Genomic DNA, 16,400 nt, shown 5'->3' with positions numbered 1-16,400 from the left:
CGCGCTTCTCACTGTCCAGGAGCGAGGGCACGATTTTCGATCCAGGTGGAGAAGCGGGCGATCATGGCAAACATCCTGAAACAGGCAACGCGGCTCGGTGAAGGATTGCCCTTTCCGCTGGGAGCGACATGGGACGGGCTCGGCGTCAACTTCGCCTTGTTTTCCGCCCATGCCACCAAGGTCGAACTGTGTCTGTTCGATGAAAACGGCGAGGAGGAGCTCGAACGCATCGAGCTTCCCGAATTCACCAACGAGATCTGGCACGGCTACCTGCCCGATGCCCGCCCCGGCCTGCTCTACGGCTACCGCGTGTACGGCCCGTACGAGCCGGAGCAGGGACACCGCTTCAACCCCAACAAACTTCTGCTCGACCCCTACGCCAAGGAGCTGGTCGGCGAAATCCGCTGGAACCCGGCCCATTTCGGCTATGTGATGGAATCGGGCGACGACTTGACCTATGACGAGCGCGACAGCGCGCCCTTCATGCCGAAGTGCAAGGTGATCGACTCCGCCTTCACCTGGGGCCGTGACCACAAGCCCGGCACCGCCTGGGACCGCACCATCTTCTACGAAACCCATGTGAAGGGCTTCACCAGGCTGCACCCGGCGGTGCCCGACAGCCTGCGCGGCACCTATGGCGGCATGGCGGTGAAGGAGGTGGTCGACTACATCAAGTCGCTCGGCGTCACCTCGGTGGAGCTGCTGCCGGTCCATGCCTTCGTCCAGGACCAGCATCTGGTCGACAAGAATCTCGCCAATTACTGGGGCTACAACTCCATCGGCTTCTTCGCGCCGGAGCCGCGCTATGCCGCCTCACGCAACGCCATCAAGGAATTCAAGGAGATGGTGGCCCATCTCCACAATGCCGGGCTGGAGGTGATCCTCGACGTCGTCTACAACCACACCGCCGAGGGCAACGAGCGCGGGCCGACCCTGTCCTTCAAGGGCATCGACAACGCCTCCTACTACCGCCTGATCCCGGACCGGAAGCGCTATTACATCAACGAGACGGGGACCGGGAACACCGTCAATCTCAGCCACCCGCGCGTCCTGCAGATGGTCACCGACAGCTTGCGCTACTGGGCGACGGAGATGCATGTCGACGGCTTCCGCTTCGACCTCGCCACCATCCTCGGCCGCGAGCCCTACGGCTTCGACGAGGGCGGCGGCTTCCTCGACAGCTGCCTGCAGGACCCGATCCTGAACAGCGTCAAGCTGATCGCCGAGCCGTGGGACTGCGGCCCCGGCGGCTATCAGGTCGGCAACTTCCCGCCGGGCTGGGCTGAATGGAACGACCGCTACCGCGACACCGTCCGCGCCTTCTGGAAGGGCGACGAGGGCAAGCTGCCGGAGGTGGCGCCGCGGCTCTGCGGCTCCGCCGACCTGTTCGACAAGCGCGGGCGCAAGCCCTGGGCCAGTGTGAACTTCATCACCGCCCATGACGGCTATACGCTGAACGACCTCGTCTCCTACAACGACAAGCACAACGAGGCGAACGGCGAGGACAACAACGACGGCCACTCCCACAACCTGTCCTGGAACCATGGGGTGGAGGGGCCGACCGACGATCCGGAGATCAGGGAACTGCGCGAACGCCAGAAGCGCAACATGCTGGCGACGCTGCTGCTGTCGCAGGGTTCGCCGATGCTGCTGGCCGGCGACGAGTTCGGCAACAGCCAGCACGGCAACAACAACGCCTATTGCCAGGACAATGAGACGGCCTGGCTGAACTGGGACGGCATCGACGAGGATGGGCAGGCCCTGATCGAGTTCGTCCGCCGCGTCGTCGCGGTGCGCCAGTCCTTCCCCATGCTGCGGCGCGGGCGCTTCCTGTCGGGCGAATACAATGCCGAGTTCGACGTGAAGGACGTGACATGGCTGACCCCCAACGCCGATGAGATGGACGAGAGCCATTGGCATGACGGCAACGCCCGCTGCATGGGCATGCTGCTGGACGGCCGCGCCCAGGCCAGCGGCATCAAGCGCCCTGCGATGGATGCAACGCTGCTTCTGGTCATCAACGCCCATCACGACGTGGTCGGGTTCACACTGCCCGAGGTGACCGGCGGCAGCGTCTGGCGCTGTCTGGTCGACACCAACCTGCCGGACCCCGACGAGGCGCCGCGTGTCGACACCGGCGACACCTATATGGTGACCGGCCGCTCGCTGCTGCTTCTGGCGCTGGAACCGGAAGGCAAGACCTCCTTCGCGCTCCGCCGCGCCGCCCACGCCCTGCGCAACGTCGCCGAAAGCCCGACACCGGTGACGTCCTACGGCGAGGAGACCACGGAGGAGGAGGCGCCGGCGGAGACGAAGGAGCCGGCCGGGTCCGCCGCGGAACCGGCGCCGGCAAAACCGCAACCGAAACCTGAGACAAGGACGCGGACCTGATTCTCCGCATCCCCTCTCCACGCCGGAGAGGGGATTTCCCGTGGCCCCCGGATTCCCAGCGATGAAACTCTTCGAATGCCAGAACTGCCGCCAGCCGCTCTATTTCGAGAACACGCTGTGCGAGCGCTGCGGCTACCGGCTGGGCTATCTGCCGGATGCGGGCACCCTGTCGGCCATCGACCCCACCGACCATGACGGGGTGTGGAGCGCGCTCGCCACCAGCGAACCCCTCCACAAGTTCTGTGCGAACGCCGGATTGGACGCCTGCAACTGGATGCTGCCGGCGGATTCGCCGGACACCCATTGCGCCGCCTGCCGGCACAACCGCACCATTCCCGACCTGTCCGACACCGCCAACCTGACGCTCTGGCGCAAGCTGGAGATGGCGAAGCACCACCTGTTCTACACGCTGACCAACCTGACGCTGCCGCTGCAGACGCGGATCGAGAATCCGGAGGAAGGGCTCGCCTTCGATTTCCTGTCCGACACGGTCGCCGCCGACGGCACGGTGACGCCGGTTCTGACCGGCCACGCCAACGGCCTGATCACCATCAATGTCGCCGAGGCCGACGATGCCGAGCGCGAGAAGCGGCGCACCGACATGGGCGAGCCTTACCGCACGCTGCTCGGACATTTCCGGCACGAGATCGGCCATTATGTCTGGGACCGCCTGGTGCGCGACGACCCGGCCCTGCTGGAGCGCTTCCGCGCCCTGTTCGGCGACGAGCGCGAGGATTATGGCGAGGCGCTGAAGCGCCACTATGCCAACGGTGCGCCGGCCGACTGGCAGGCGAACTTCGTCAGTTCCTACGCCACCGCCCACCCGTGGGAGGATTTCGCCGAGACCTGGGCGCATTATCTGCACATCGTCGACACGCTGGAGACCGCCCGCGCCTTCGGGCTGAGGATCCGTCCCCGCATCACCGAGGGGGCGGAGTTGGAATCGGAAATCGACTTCAACCCCCACAAGGCCCGGCAGATCGAGGATCTGATTGACCCGTGGCTGCCGCTGACCTATGCCGTGAACAGCCTGAACCGCAGCATGGGCCAGCCTGACCTCTACCCCTTCATCCTGTCGCCGGCGGTGATCGGCAAGCTGGGATTCATGAACGGGATGGTGCGGGGGCTGGAGGGGCGTTGACTCCCTACTCGACCCTGGTCCAGCGCACGGCGCGGTTGCGTCCGTCGCGCTTGGCCTGGTAGAGCGCGGAGTCGGCATGGCGCATCACCGTCGCCATGTCGCCGTCGTCTTCCGGCCAGGAGGCGATGCCGATGGAGCAGCCGACGCGCACCTTCTCGCCGTTGATCGAAACCGGTTCGTTCACCGCGGCGATGATGCGGCAGGCCAATTCCCCGGCATCGGGGGCGGGATGGCCGGCGCGGCGCGGCAGCACGGCGGCGAACTCGTCGCCGCCCAGCCGGGCGATGACATCGTCGCCTCGGAAGATGCCGGCGAGCCGGCCGCCGATCTGCCGCAGGACGGCGTCACCGGCATCGTGGCCCAGCCGGTCGTTCACCGGCTTGAAGCCGTCCAGGTCGATGTACATCACCGTCGCCGATCCGCCGCCGCTCCCGGCCGACGCCTCGACATACTGTTCGAAATAGCGGCGGTTCGGCAGCGCGGTCAGCCGGTCCTCATAGGCGATGTCCTCCAGCCGCATCAGTGCGGCGTCCTTGTTGGTCAGGCTGTCCACCATGTCCCGCAGCGAGACGCACAGCCGGCGGATCTCCGTCACGCCGCCGACGTCTGGAATGGCGACGCCGCGCTCGCCATGGCCGATCCGTCCGGCGGCATCGGCGATCGCGCTCAGCGGGCGGGCGATCCGCCCGGCGGCGAACCAGCCGATCACGCTGAACAGCAGGGCCAGCAGGATGCCCGACCCGATGATGGTCAGCCGAAGCCGGTTGGTCTCGGCGAACACCATGTTGGCCGGCTGGCGGGCGATCACCGTCCAGCCGAGACCGGCATAGTCATGCAGCCCGCGGCCGTGCGCCACGCCGGTGACATAGGTGACGCCGTCCGGCCAGCGGTCGGCGCTCCAGCCGTCGCGCAGCCTTGCGGTCAGAGTCGCGACCGGCAGGGGCTTGCCCACCGTCTGATCCGGACCGATCAGCACCGTGCCATCGACCGAAAGGATGAACAGCGTGAGATCCCGCCGGTCGGACAGCGGCTCCGTCAGCTGCCGGATCGAGGCGTGGGCCCATTCCCAGCTGTAATGGGCAGCCAGCACGCCCACCGGGCTGCCGTCCGCCTTCTGCAGCGGGGCGGAGACATCGACGAATTTCGGCGTCTCGCCCTCCAGGTACGGAATCTTGCCGCGCAGGGCCACAGCCTCGTGCACGTCGCCGATGAACAGCCCTTTCATGCCTTCCTGATGGACCGGGCGGCTGGAGATGTCCGCCCCCAGCAGCAGCCCGCCGGACGCCGCCATCACCCGCCCGTCGGAATTCGTCATGCCGATCCAGGCGATGGTCGGGTCGCGGCGCTTCAACTCGTCGATGGTCGATTGCGCCACCGCCGGGTCCTTCAATGCTTCGATGCGCGAGAGAGCGGCGATCTGATTGGCGCGCGCCCACATGGTCGAATCGAGCTGGCGCGCCAGCGACTGCGCCAGGCCGGTCATCGAATCGCCGATCTCCTGCTCCAGGGCATCGGCGGCGCCATCGCCGACGACCAGCCCCTTCACCACCGCCGATCCCAGAACGAGGATCGCCACGGTGACGGCGACCGTGGCGCGCAGGCCAAGCGTCCAGCTGCGGCGTTCGGCCGTGCCGCTTGGTTGTCCAAGGGGCGTCATCGCGGCATCGTCCTTTCGGGAATCGCAAGGGTGGGGCAGGGATCGATCAGTGAAGACACCGCATCATCCCAACCCGTTACAATGGGTCAAGTAAAACAGTCGGAAATATTTGCAATTTTAGGAAGATCGGATTTTGATGTTCGGCGCGCATCGGTCGTGCGTCCGCCAAAAAAGTTTGCGAAACTGACTTTCAGCATATTGCGTAAAAAGGAAAAGGCCGCTAGCTATTGAGCCGCGGCCCGAGTTTAGGGAGGAAACGCCTGAAAGGCGATCGAAACAACAAATAATGCTGCGTCGCCGAAAATCCAGCCCAATGCGGCTGGATTTTTCGTTTCCGGCGCAAGGATCTTCCGCAAATTCCGTGTTGCCCCGGTGGATGAGGGATTCCCCGAACGGTTGGTTGCGCTATCATGCCGGTCCAACGAACCATACAGTCGGGAAGAATTGTCATCATGAAAAGGCGTGCGTTCCTCACCAGCGCCGGCGCCGGCATTGCCGCCGCCGGGACCGTCGGGACCATTGCGGCCCCGGCCATCGCCCAGGGCTCCCAGCCGGAGATCAAATGGCGCATGGCGTCGAGCTATCCCAAGAGCCTCGACACCATCTACGGCGCGGCGGAGTTCATCGCCCGNGCTACGACAAGGACAAGCTGAAGGACGCGCCGAAGAGCTGGACGCCGTGCAGAACGGCACGGTCGAGTGCGGCCAGTCGGCGGCCTATTTCTATGTCGGCAAGGATCCGACCTTCTGCTTCGACACCGCCATGCCCTTCGGCCTGAACACGCGCCAGCACATCGCCTGGATGATGCATGGCGGCGGGCTGGAGCTGATGCGGGAGGTGTTCAAGGAGCANGAGGCCGCCTACAAGTTCCTGAACTTCGTCGGCAAGGCGGAGAACCAGGCCAAGCTGTCCGAAGGCATCGCCTACGGCACCTCGAACAAGAAGGCCCCGTCGCTGCTGTCGAAGGCGGTCCTGACCGACCTGCCGACCTCGCCCGACAACATGAAGAACGCGGTGGAGATCAACACCGACTTCTGTCGCCAAATACTACTATTACCCCGGCTGGTGGGAAGGATCGGCGCAGATCCCGCTGATGTTCAACATCCAGGCCTGGGAATCGCTGCCGAAATCCTACCAGACCATCCTGGAGCAGGCCTGCTGGGAGGCCAACAGCTGGATGATCGCCAAGTACGACACGCTGAACGCCGCCGCGCTGAAGCGGCTGGTCGCCGGCGGCGCCATCCTGCGCCCCTTCCCGCGCGACATGATGCAGGCCTGCGAGAAGGCGGCGTTCGAATTCTACGACAAGCTCGCCGCCGGCAACCCGCGCTTCAAGAAGGTCTATGACGGCTGGAAGCCCTTCCTGGAGCAGGAACGGCTGTGGTTCCGCGTCGCGGAGAACGGCTTCGACAGCTTCGTCTACAGCCAGGCCGCCCAGCAGCGCTGATTGGAGGCCGGTCGTGGGACCGGGGGGCGGGTAGCCTGCGGCGATTCGCCCCCTCTTTTCGCGGCCGCCGCTGATTTTCATGCTTCCGTCTGTCCGCGATATCGATCATTGGTCTTCTCAATCGCATGCGGAAAGAGCACACTGCCGGTCGAGGCGTGGGCAACCCCTTTGCATTTGCACATAAAATCGGCAGACCGTTGAATTGATCAAGTCATAGTCATTCTTCTTGTCTATTTTCTTAAACGCGTGTTACCGTCAGGGCCAGAAAGACGGACCGGGCCGGGGTGGCGTACCCGGAGCCGGGCGCCTGTGACGGGAGCGGACGGATGGACGGCGGGATGATCGCGACGACAGAGACCCTGGTGCGCTTCACCGGGGTGCAGAAGACCTACGATGGCGAGCATCTGGTGGTGAAAAGCCTCGATCTCGACATCCGCAAGGGCGAGTTCCTGACGCTGTTGGGGCCGTCGGGGTCGGGCAAGACCACCACGCTGATGATGCTGGCCGGGTTCGAAGTGCCGACCCATGGCGACATCTTCATCGGCGACCGGCCGATCAAGAATGTGCCGCCGCACAAGCGCGACATCGGCATGGTCTTCCAGAACTACGCCCTGTTCCCCCACCTGACGATCGAAGAGAACGTCGCCTTCCCGCTGTCGGTGCGCGGCGTTTCCAAGGCGGAAACCAAGGAGCGCGTGGCCGCCGCGCTCGACATGATCAAGCTCGGCAATCTGGCATCGCGCCGTCCCGGCCAGCTGTCCGGCGGCCAGCAGCAGCGCGTGGCGCTGGCCCGCGCCCTGGTCTTCAACCCGGCGCTGGTGCTTATGGACGAGCCGCTGGGGGCGCTGGACAAGCGCCTGCGCGAGCATATGCAGCTGGAGATCAAGCGCCTGCACGAGACGATGGGGCTGACCGTCGTCTACGTCACCCACGACCAGGGGGAGGCCCTGACGATGTCCGACCGCATCGCGGTGTTCAACGACGGCATCGTCCAGCAGATCGACCGCCCGGATGCGCTGTACGAGCGGCCGGTGAACAGCTTCGTCGCCAATTTCATCGGCGAGAACAATGTTCTGAACGGCGTCGTTGAAAATATCGAACAGGGCTGGGCTCGGGTCGCGCTGGATGCCGGCGGCTCGGTGGTGGCGCAGGCGGTCAATGTCGGCGGCGCCGGCAGCCGCAGCTCGCTGTCCATCCGGCCGGAGCGCGTGGCCATCGAGACCGGCGACAGCGGCGATCCGGCCACCAACCGCCTGCCTGCCACTCTGACGGACCTGATCTATGTCGGCGACCACACGCTGGCGATTCTGTCCACGCCCGCCAATCCGGAATTCATGGTCAAGCTGCCGGCCGGCTCCTACGCCGGTCTGGTGCCGGGCCAGGACGTCTACATCGCGTTCCGCCCGGAGGACTGCCGGGCGCTCGATCCGGTCTGAGGACGTGGTTCCTCAGCGCCAGGGTGCCTTCCAGCAACAACAACCACGACGAATAAGGACGGGGATCATGTCGAAGATTAAGGTGGCTCTCGGTTTTGCTGCGACCTTCACCGCCCTCACGGCCCTGTCATCGGCCGCCAGCGCCCGCGACCTGACCGTCGTGTCGTGGGGCGGCGCCTATCAGGACGTCCAGAAGAAGGTCTATTTCGAGCCGTTCAAGGCCACCGGTACGCCGATGAATGACGAATCCTGGGACGGCGGCGTCGGTGTCCTGCGCGCCAAGGTCCAGGGCGGCGCCTCCACCTGGGACGTCGTCCAGGTCGAGAGCGAGGAGCTGGCTCTGGGCTGCGACGAAGGCCTGTACGAGAAGCTGAACTACTCCAAGATCGGCGGCGAGGACGCCTACCTGCCCGCCACCGTCAACGCCTGCGGCGTCGGCGCCATCGTCTATGATTTCGTGCTGGGCTACGACAAGGACAAGCTGAAGGACGCGCCGAAGAGCTGGGCCGACTTCTTCGACACCAAGAAGTTCCCGGGCAAGCGCGGCCTGCGCCAGGGCGCCAAGACCACGCTGGAGATCGCGCTGATGGCCGACGGCGTCGCCCCGGCCGACGTCTACAAGGTGCTGGGCACCGAGGCCGGTGTGGAGCGCGCCTTCAAGAAGCTCGACACCATCAAGAACGACATCGTCTGGTGGAAGGCCGGCGCCCAGCCGCCGCAGCTGCTGGCTTCGGGCGAAGTGGCGATGACCTCGGTCTACAACGGCCGCATCGACGCCGCCAACAAGAAGGAAAACAAGAATTTCGGCATGGTGTGGAACGGCGCGCTCTACACCATCGACAGCTGGGTCATCCTGAAGGGCAGCCCCAACCAGGAGGCCGCCTACAAGTTCCTGAACTTCGTCGGCAAGGCGGAGAACCAGGCCAAGCTGTCCGAAGGCATCGCCTACGGCACCTCGAACAAGAAGGCCCCGTCGCTGCTGTCGAAGGCGGTCCTGACCGACCTGCCGACCTCGCCCGACAACATGAAGAACGCGGTGGAGATCAACACCGACTTCTGGCTGGAGAACATCGACCGCCTGACCGAGCGCTTCAACAAGTGGGCGGCGAAGTAAGCGTCTGAAGCAGTAATTCCCTCTCCTGTACCGGGAGAGGGAAGGCCCTTCCGCGAAGCGGTGGGAAGGTGAGGGGCACCACGAGGCTCCCGAACCGCATGGTTCCCCGGATGGTTCGTTGGACCACCCCTCACCCGGCGCCTATGGCGCCCCCCTCTCCCGGGGCGGGAGAGGGAAAGGACTTTCCAACAGGACATTGCCGATGACAGCCGCCTTCGTTGCCGGCGCCGACGTGCCGTTGAAGCGTCGATTGAAACGGGCCGAGCGCACCCGGCAGCTCCGTGCGCTGGGGCTGGTGCTGCCGCTGCTTGCCTTCCTGCTGTTCACCTTCGTCGTGCCGATCGCCGGCATGATCTGGAAATCGGTGGACGACTGGGAGGTGCCGCAGGTGATGCCGCAGACCGTCGCGGCGCTGGAGCGGTGGAACGGCCAGGGCCTGCCCGACGAGGCCGCCTTCGCCGCGCTCGCCGCCGATATCCGCACCGCGCGCGAGGCCGGCAATCTGGCGGTGGCCGCCAAGCGGCTGAACTATGTGGTCAACGGCTTCCGCACCACGCTGCTGTCGACCGGACGCAAGCTGAAGGAGCAGCCCGCTCCCGGCACCGCGAAGGCGACGCTGATCGAGATCGCGCCGGCCTGGGGCGAGCGCGAGAGCTGGGCGGCGATCAAGAGCGCCAGCGGCCCGGTCACCAGCTATTACCTGCTGGCCGCGGTCGACCTGACCCGCAATCCGGACGGCGCCGTCGTCCATGCCCCGGCGGACCAGTCGATCTACCGCGACGTGTTCCTGCGCACCTTCGAGATCGGCTTCGGCGTCACTGCGCTCTGCCTGATCCTGGGTTTCCCGGTCGCCTATCTGCTGGCGAACCTGCCGACCGGCCGCTCGAACCTGCTGATGATCTTCGTGCTGCTGCCGTTCTGGACCTCGCTGCTGGTGCGGACCTGCGCCTGGATCGTGATCCTGCAGAGCGAGGGCATCGTCAACGGCTCGCTGCAATGGCTGGGCGTGATCGACGAGCCGCTGCGGCTGATCTACAACCGGTTCGGCGTCTACATGGCGATGACCCATGTGCTGCTGCCCTTCATGATCCTGCCGCTCTACAGCGTCATGCGCGGCATCTCCCCGGCCTACATGCGGGCCGCCGCCTCGCTGGGCGCGGCGCCGACGACCGCCTTCCTGCGCATCTACCTGCCGCAGACCATTCCGGGCATCGGCGCCGGCTGCCTGCTCGTCTTCATCCTGGCCATCGGCTACTACATCACGCCGGCGCTGGTCGGCGGCGCTGCCGACCAGATGATTTCCTACTTCATCGCCTTCTACACCACGGAAACGGTCAATTGGGGCCTCGCCTCGGCGCTGGGAGCGGTGCTGCTGCTCTCCACCGTGGTGCTGGCGGTGCTCTACGGCAAGCTGGCGCTCGGCCGCCAGACGACGGGAGGTCTGAAGAATTGAGCGCGAACCATTCCCCCCGGACCGCCAGCCAGCGCATCGCCTGGATTGCCACGGTCGTTTCCGGCACGCTGGTGCTGTTCTTCCTGATGGCGCCGATCCTGGCCATCGTGCCGCTGTCCTTCAGTTCCAGCACCTATCTGACCTACCCGCTGCCGGGCCTGTCGCTGCGCTGGTACGAGGATTTCGTCAATTCTGCGCGCTGGATCCATGCGTTGAAGAACAGCGTCATCATCGGCGTCGCCTCCTCCATGCTGTCGATGGTGCTGGGGACGGTCGCCTCGCTGGGGCTCGCCCAGTGGAAGAGCAGGTGGAAGCCGCTGGTGCTGGCCGTCGTGCTGTCGCCGATGGTCGTTCCCGTCGTCATCACCGCGGTCGGCGTCTATTTCTTCTTCGCGCCGCTCGGGCTGACCGGCAACTATCTCGGTCTGATCCTGGTCCACACCGCGCTGGCGACGCCCTTCGTCGTCATCACCGTGTCGGCGACGCTGCAGAGCTTCGACATGACTCTGGCCCGTGCCGCCGCCTCGCTGGGAGCGCCGCCGCTGCTGACCTTCCGCAAGGTGATCCTGCCGCTGATCCTGCCGGGTCTGGCGTCGGGCGCGCTCTTCGCCTTCGCCACCAGCTTCGACGAGGTGGTGACGGTGCTTCTGCTCGCCGGGCCGGAGCAGCGCACCCTGCCGCGTGAGATGTTCAGCGGCATCCGCGAGAACATCAGCCCCACCATCACCGCGGTTGCGGTGGTGCTGACGGTGATCTCGGTCTGCATGCTGTCGACGCTGGAATACCTGCGCCGGCGCAACGAGCGGCTGAAGGGGAACGCGGGATAGGGGATTGGCTTGGGGGGAGGCCAGACCTCCCCCCAATCCCCGCTCAAAGATACGGCGGCGTGCAGGCGCTGATCAGCTCGCACTCCACCTCGCCGACGTTGCGGAACCGATGGGGGACGCGGCTGTCGAAGAAATAGGCGTCGCCGGGGCCGAGCAGCTGTTTGCGGTCGCCCACCGTCAGCTCGATCTGGCCCTTGATGACGATGCCGCCCTCTTCGGATTCATGCTGAAGCATGGTGCGGCCGGTGTCGGCGCCGGGGGCGTAGCGTTCGTGGAGGATCTGCAGGTTGCGGCTGCGCAGGTCGCCCACCTGCCGGAAGGAGACCTGGCCGACCGTGCCCTTCAGCTCGCCGGCCAGTTCGATCAGCTCGTCGCCCTTGAAGAAGATCTGCTCGGGCGGCGGTAAATCGTCGGAGGAGAAGAATTCGGCAAGAGTCATCGGGATGCCCTGAAGCACCTTGCGCAGCGACGACACCGACGGGCTGCTGCGGTTCTGTTCGATCAAAGAGATCGTGCCGTTGGTAACTCCGGCTCGCTGGGCAAGCGCCCGCTGGGACAGCCCATGCTGTTCGCGGATCTGCTTCAACCTGGCGCCGACATCGAATTCCATCACCGGACTCCTGCTCCACACCTGTCTAGGCAATAGCCCATCCGCGCAACCCCGTCATCAGAATATGAACAGCTAAACAGGGGTTGTTTAATTTATTAAACATGGTACGCTTCTGTCCACGATCCAGGCCCCCGCGCAGGAAGCCCTTGATAAAAAAGGGAGATTTCGCCGGGCGCGGCCTAACGGTTCCACAATCCTTCATCCAGGGCGGATAGAACATGCTGTCGTTGAACGACCAGGGCCTTCTCCGAACCAAGGGCTACGTGAATGGTGCGTGGCGCGCGGCCGAGTCCGGGAAGAGCTTCCCGGTCACCAACCCCGCCACCGGTGCCGTTCTTGCCGAAGTCGCCGACATGGGCGCCGCCGAGACGCGCGAGGCCATCGACGCTGCCAACGCCGCCCTGCCGGGCTGGAAGGCGAAGACCGCCAAGGAGCGCGCGGCCATCCTGCGGCGCTGGCACGACCTGATCCTGGCGGCCCAGGAGGATCTGGCCCAGCTGATGACCGCCGAGCAGGGCAAGCCCCTGACCGAATCGCGCGGTGAGATCGTCTACGGCGCCTCCTTCATCGAATGGTTCGCGGAAGAGGGCAAGCGCGCCTATGGCGACGTCATCCCGACCTTCGCCGGCAACAAGCGCATCGTCGTGCTGAAGGAGGCCATCGGCGTCGTCGCGGCGATCACGCCGTGGAACTTCCCGAACGCCATGATCACCCGCAAGGTGGCCCCGGCGCTGGCCGCCGGCTGCACCGTGGTGGTCAAGCCGGCCGAGGACACCCCGCTGTCGGCGCTGGCGCTCGCCGAACTGGCGGAGCGTGCCGGCTTCCCGGCCGGTGTCTTCAACATCGTGATGGGCAGCGATCCGGCCGCCATCGGAAGCGAGCTGACCCACAGCCCGATCGTCCGCAAGGTCAGCTTCACCGGCTCGACCGAGGTCGGCAAGCTGCTGATGCGGCAGGCCGCCAGCACGGTCAAGAAGGTGTCGCTGGAGCTGGGCGGCAACGCCCCCTTCATCGTCTTCGACGACGCCGACCTCGACGAGGCGGTCAAGGGCGCCATGGCGTCGAAGTACCGCAACGCCGGCCAGACCTGCGTCTGCGCCAACCGCCTGCTGGTCCAGGCCGGCGTCTATGACGCCTTCGCCGCCAAGCTGGCCGAGGCCGTCAAGGCCCTGAAGGTCGGCGACGGCTCCGAGCCGGGTGTCACCCAGGGGCCGCTGATCAACGCCGACGCCATCGCCAAGGTGGAAGAGCTGATGGGCGATGCGCTGGAGAAGGGCGCCACCGTCGCGCTGGGCGGCAAGCGCCACGCGCTGGGCGGCACCTTCTTCGAGCCGACCATCCTGACCGGCATCACCACCGAGATGCGCGTTGCCCGCGAGGAGATCTTCGGGCCGGTCGCCCCGCTGTTCAAGTTCGAGACGGAAGAGGACGCCATCCGCATGGCGAACGACACCGAGTTCGGTCTTGCCGCCTATTTCTACAGCCGCGACATCGGCCGCGTCTGGCGCGTGGCGGAAAAGCTGGAATACGGCATGGTCGGCATCAACGAGGGCATCATCTCGACCGAGGTGGCTCCCTTCGGCGGTGTCAAGGAGTCCGGCATCGGCCGCGAAGGCTCCAAGTACGGCCTCGATGATTTCATGGAAGTCAAATATCTCTGCGTCGGCCTCGGCGCCTGACTGTCGTCAAAGGAAAACAGACCATGACCACCAACCAGTCCTTCGTCGCCCGTCGCGAGGCCGCCGTTTCCCGCGGCATTTCCGCCGGCATGCCCTTCTACATCGACCGCGCTGAGAATGCCGAGATGTGGGATGTCGAGGGCAAGCGCTTCATCGATTTCGCCGGCGGCATCGCCGTGCTGAACACCGGCCACCGCCACCCGAAGGTGATGGAGGCGGTGAAGGCCCAGCTCGACCGCTTCACCCACACCTGCGCGATGGTCACGCCCTATGACAGCTTCGTCGAGCTGGCGGAGAAGCTGAACGCGCTGGTCCCCGGCCCGACCCCGAAGAAGACCGCCTTCTTCACCACCGGCGCCGAGGCGGTGGAGAACGCCGTGAAGGTCGCCCGCGCCGCCACCGGCCGTCCGGGCGTGGTCGCCTTCTCCGGCGGCTTCCACGGCCGCACGCTGCTGACCATGGGCCTGACCGGCAAGGTCGTGCCCTACAAGGTCGGCTTCGGCCCGTTCCCGGCCGAGATCTTCCATGTGCCGTTCCCCAACGCCTATCGCGGCATCAGCGAGGCGGAGAGCCTGAAGGCGCTGGACAGCCTGTTCAAGTCGGACGTCGATCCGGCCCGCGTCGCCGCGATCATCATCGAGCCGGTGCAGGGCGAGGGCGGCTTCAACATCGCCAGCCCGTCCTTCCTGCAGTCGCTGCGCGCGGTCTGCGACAAGCACGGCATCGTCATGATCGTCGACGAGATCCAGACCGGCTTCGCCCGCACCGGCAAGATGTTCGCCGTCGAGCATGCCGGGATCGAGCCGGACCTCGTCACCATGGCCAAGAGCCTGGCCGGCGGCTTCCCGCTGTCGGCGCTGACCGGCAAGGCCGCCCTGATGGACGCCCCGATCCCCGGCGGCCTCGGCGGCACCTATGCCGGCAGCCCGCTGGCGACCACCGCCGCGCTGGCCGTCATCAACGTCATCGAGGAAGAGAAGCTGGTCGAGCGCAGCGAGAAGTTGGGCGAACACATCGCCGGCCGCTTCCGCACCATGGCCCAGCGCAACAGCCTGTCGGTGATCGGCGACGTCCGCAACCTGGGCGCCATGGTTGCCATGGAGCTGGTGACCGACCGCGAGACCAAGGAGCCGGCGGCCGACCTGACCAAGGCGCTCGTCGCCAAGGCGGCGGAAAAGGGCCTGATCCTGCTGTCCTGCGGCACCTACGCCAACGTCATCCGCATCCTGGTCCCGCTGACCGCCTCCGATGCCCTGGTCGATGAAGGCCTGGACATCATCGAGCGGTCTCTGGAAGAACTGGTGTCGGCGTAACAACCTCCCCCTCCCGCTCCTCCGTCCCTCTCGGGGCGGAGGAGCGGGAGGGACGTGGGGGCTGGAAAAAAATCAGGAGGAAGACACCTTGGCCGGACCCTTGTCGCACATCCGGGTGCTGGAGCTGTCGCGCGTGCTGGCCGGGCCGTGGTCGGCGCAGACGCTGGCCGATCTCGGCGCCGACGTGATCAAGGTGGAACGGCCCGGTGCCGGCGACGACACCCGCGCCTGGGGCCCGCCCTGGGCCGGCGACCAGTCGGCCTATTTCCTCTCGACCAACCGCGGCAAGCGCTCGATCACCATCGACTTCGAGCGGCCGGAAGGGCAGGAGCTTGTCCGCAGGCTCGCCGCCCAGGCCGACGTCGTCATCGAGAATTTCAAGGTCGGCGGGCTGGTGAAATACGGTCTCGACTATGACAGCCTGAAGGCGGTCAACCCGCGGCTGGTCTATTGCTCGATCACCGGCTTCGGCCAGACCGGGCCGTACCGCAACCGGGCCGGCTACGACTTCATGATCCAGGGCATGGGCGGGCTGATGAGCATCACCGGCCAGCCCGATGGCGAGCCGGGCGGCGGCCCGGTCAAGGTCGGCGTCGCGGTGACCGACATCTTCACCGGCCTCTACGCCACCATCGGCATCATGGGCGCGCTTGCCCACCGCGACCGCACCGGCGAGGGGCAGCAGGTCGATCTGGCATTGCTCGACGTCCAGGTGGCGGTGCTGGCCAATCAGGCGATGAACTGTCTGGTCGGCGGCAAGGCGCCGCAGCGCCTCGGCAACGCCCATCCCAACATCGTGCCCTATCAGGCTTTCGCCACCCGCGACGGCCACATCATCCTGGCGGTCGGCAACGACGGCCAGTTCGCCAAATTCTGCACGGTCGCCGGCCTCCCCGATCTGGCTCGGGATGAGCGCTACGCCACCAACCCGGCCCGCGTCGCCAACCGCAAGGAACTGGTGGCTCTGCTGGTGGAATTGATCCGCACCCGCGACAGCCACGACTGGCTGGCCGCGCTGGAAGAGGTCGGCGTGCCCTGCGGCCCGATCAACGATCTGGCCGCGGTCTTCGAGGACCCGCAGGTGAAGGCCCGCAACATCCACCAGGATCTGCCGCACCCGACCCAGGGCAGCGTGCCGACGGTGGCCAGCCCCATCCGTTACAGCGGCACGCCGCTGGTCCACGACACCGCCCCGCCGACGCTGGGGCAGCACACCGATGCGGTGCTGGCCGAGTCCCTCGGGCTGGGCGAGGCCGACATTGCCGCCCTGCGCGAGAAGGGCGTGATCTGACCGCTGTTTTGAAAGCCGGAAAGCGCGGGCTTTCCGGCTTG

Annotated in this window: 11 protein-coding genes and 3 pseudogenes; 12 read left to right on the top strand and 2 right to left on the bottom strand. The window is 66.0% G+C overall.

What is annotated here, in order from left to right; all coding sequences use genetic code 11:
- Positions 1-63 precede the first annotated feature (63 nt).
- Both glgX and A6A40_RS27745 read left to right on the top strand, forming a co-directional pair.
- The gene (gene glgX, locus A6A40_RS27750; RefSeq protein ID WP_167562545.1) at positions 64-2,391 is read left to right on the top strand and encodes a glycogen debranching protein GlgX; all 2,328 of its coding nucleotides are present in this window, start codon (positions 64-66) and stop codon (positions 2,389-2,391) included.
- A gap of 61 nt (positions 2,392-2,452) precedes the next feature.
- Positions 2,453-3,532 carry a zinc-binding metallopeptidase family protein gene (locus tag A6A40_RS27745; protein ID WP_108549074.1) on the top strand — a complete coding sequence of 360 codons (1,080 nt, stop codon included), beginning with the start codon at positions 2,453-2,455 and terminating at the stop codon, positions 3,530-3,532.
- 4 nt (positions 3,533-3,536) lie between these two features.
- Here the strand turns inward: A6A40_RS27745 and A6A40_RS27740 are convergent, their stop codons facing one another.
- On the bottom strand, positions 3,537-5,189 hold the full coding sequence (locus A6A40_RS27740) for a GGDEF domain-containing protein (RefSeq protein ID WP_108549073.1): 1,653 nt from the start codon (positions 5,187-5,189) through the stop codon (positions 3,537-3,539).
- A gap of 452 nt (positions 5,190-5,641) precedes the next feature.
- Between A6A40_RS27740 and A6A40_RS31965 the strand changes: the two are divergent.
- From A6A40_RS31965 to A6A40_RS27705, 7 genes and pseudogenes are all read left to right on the top strand, one after another.
- Positions 5,642-5,820, top strand: a pseudogene (locus A6A40_RS31965) (ABC transporter substrate-binding protein); the annotation flags it as partial.
- Position 5,821: 1 nt separating this feature from the next.
- Positions 5,822-6,040: pseudogene (locus A6A40_RS31960) on the top strand (ABC transporter substrate-binding protein); the annotation flags it as partial.
- A 1-nt stretch (position 6,041) separates the two neighbouring features.
- Positions 6,042-6,636 (top strand): annotated as a pseudogene (locus A6A40_RS32515) (type 2 periplasmic-binding domain-containing protein); the annotation flags it as partial.
- 326 nt (positions 6,637-6,962) lie between these two features.
- Positions 6,963-8,072, top strand: coding sequence for an ABC transporter ATP-binding protein (locus tag A6A40_RS27720; protein WP_108549071.1), 1,110 nt, complete (start codon positions 6,963-6,965; stop codon positions 8,070-8,072).
- 67 nt (positions 8,073-8,139) lie between these two features.
- Positions 8,140-9,186, top strand: a complete 1,047-nt coding sequence (locus A6A40_RS27715) for an ABC transporter substrate-binding protein (protein ID WP_108549070.1) — start codon at positions 8,140-8,142, stop codon at positions 9,184-9,186.
- A gap of 202 nt (positions 9,187-9,388) precedes the next feature.
- The gene (locus tag A6A40_RS27710; protein WP_108549069.1) at positions 9,389-10,639 is read left to right on the top strand and encodes an ABC transporter permease; all 1,251 of its coding nucleotides are present in this window, start codon (positions 9,389-9,391) and stop codon (positions 10,637-10,639) included.
- Complete coding sequence (locus A6A40_RS27705) at positions 10,636-11,466, top strand: ABC transporter permease (protein ID WP_162363852.1); 831 nt, start codon at positions 10,636-10,638, stop codon at positions 11,464-11,466. The genes A6A40_RS27710 and A6A40_RS27705 overlap by 4 nt, the downstream gene beginning before the upstream one ends.
- Positions 11,467-11,509: 43 nt before the next feature.
- On the opposite strand, the gene A6A40_RS27700 is transcribed toward A6A40_RS27705, so the two are convergent.
- The gene (locus A6A40_RS27700; RefSeq protein ID WP_108549068.1) at positions 11,510-12,076 is read right to left on the bottom strand and encodes a cupin domain-containing protein; all 567 of its coding nucleotides are present in this window, start codon (positions 12,074-12,076) and stop codon (positions 11,510-11,512) included.
- A gap of 218 nt (positions 12,077-12,294) precedes the next feature.
- Between A6A40_RS27700 and A6A40_RS27695 the strand changes: the two genes are divergently transcribed.
- The 3 genes from A6A40_RS27695 (at position 12,295) to A6A40_RS27685 (ending at position 16,359) form a co-directional block, all read left to right on the top strand.
- A complete protein-coding gene (locus tag A6A40_RS27695; RefSeq protein WP_174718557.1) occupies positions 12,295-13,755 on the top strand; it encodes an NAD-dependent succinate-semialdehyde dehydrogenase in 1,461 nt (486 codons plus the stop codon).
- Between the two features lie 23 nt (positions 13,756-13,778).
- Positions 13,779-15,068 carry a 4-aminobutyrate--2-oxoglutarate transaminase gene (gene gabT, locus A6A40_RS27690; RefSeq protein ID WP_108549067.1) on the top strand — a complete coding sequence of 430 codons (1,290 nt, stop codon included), beginning with the start codon at positions 13,779-13,781 and terminating at the stop codon, positions 15,066-15,068.
- An 88-nt stretch (positions 15,069-15,156) separates the two neighbouring features.
- Entirely contained in the window at positions 15,157-16,359 is a 1,203-nt protein-coding gene (locus A6A40_RS27685) for a CaiB/BaiF CoA transferase family protein (RefSeq protein WP_108549066.1), read from the top strand.
- Positions 16,360-16,400: the final 41 nt, after the last annotated feature.

This window comes from Azospirillum humicireducens, from assembly GCF_001639105.2.
In the GTDB taxonomy this organism is placed as follows: Bacteria; Pseudomonadota; Alphaproteobacteria; order Azospirillales; family Azospirillaceae; genus Azospirillum; species Azospirillum humicireducens.
The sequence above is the reverse complement of the archived record's forward strand: the minus strand, read 5'-3'. Positions and strand labels throughout refer to the sequence as shown.

Excerpts from the sequence above, each read along its gene's own strand:
- glgX (WP_167562545.1), top strand. The coding sequence starts at position 64 with ATGGCAAACATCCTGAAACAGGCAACGCGGCTCGGTGAAGGATTGCCC.
- A6A40_RS27745 (WP_108549074.1), top strand. The coding sequence starts at position 2,453 with ATGAAACTCTTCGAATGCCAGAACTGCCGCCAGCCGCTCTATTTCGAG.
- A6A40_RS27740 (WP_108549073.1), bottom strand. The coding sequence starts at position 5,189 with ATGACGCCCCTTGGACAACCAAGCGGCACGGCCGAACGCCGCAGCTGG.
- A6A40_RS27720 (WP_108549071.1), top strand. The coding sequence starts at position 6,963 with ATGGACGGCGGGATGATCGCGACGACAGAGACCCTGGTGCGCTTCACC.
- A6A40_RS27715 (WP_108549070.1), top strand. The coding sequence starts at position 8,140 with ATGTCGAAGATTAAGGTGGCTCTCGGTTTTGCTGCGACCTTCACCGCC.
- A6A40_RS27710 (WP_108549069.1), top strand. The coding sequence starts at position 9,389 with ATGACAGCCGCCTTCGTTGCCGGCGCCGACGTGCCGTTGAAGCGTCGA.
- A6A40_RS27700 (WP_108549068.1), bottom strand. The coding sequence starts at position 12,076 with ATGGAATTCGATGTCGGCGCCAGGTTGAAGCAGATCCGCGAACAGCAT.
- A6A40_RS27695 (WP_174718557.1), top strand. The coding sequence starts at position 12,295 with ATGCTGTCGTTGAACGACCAGGGCCTTCTCCGAACCAAGGGCTACGTG.
- gabT (WP_108549067.1), top strand. The coding sequence starts at position 13,779 with ATGACCACCAACCAGTCCTTCGTCGCCCGTCGCGAGGCCGCCGTTTCC.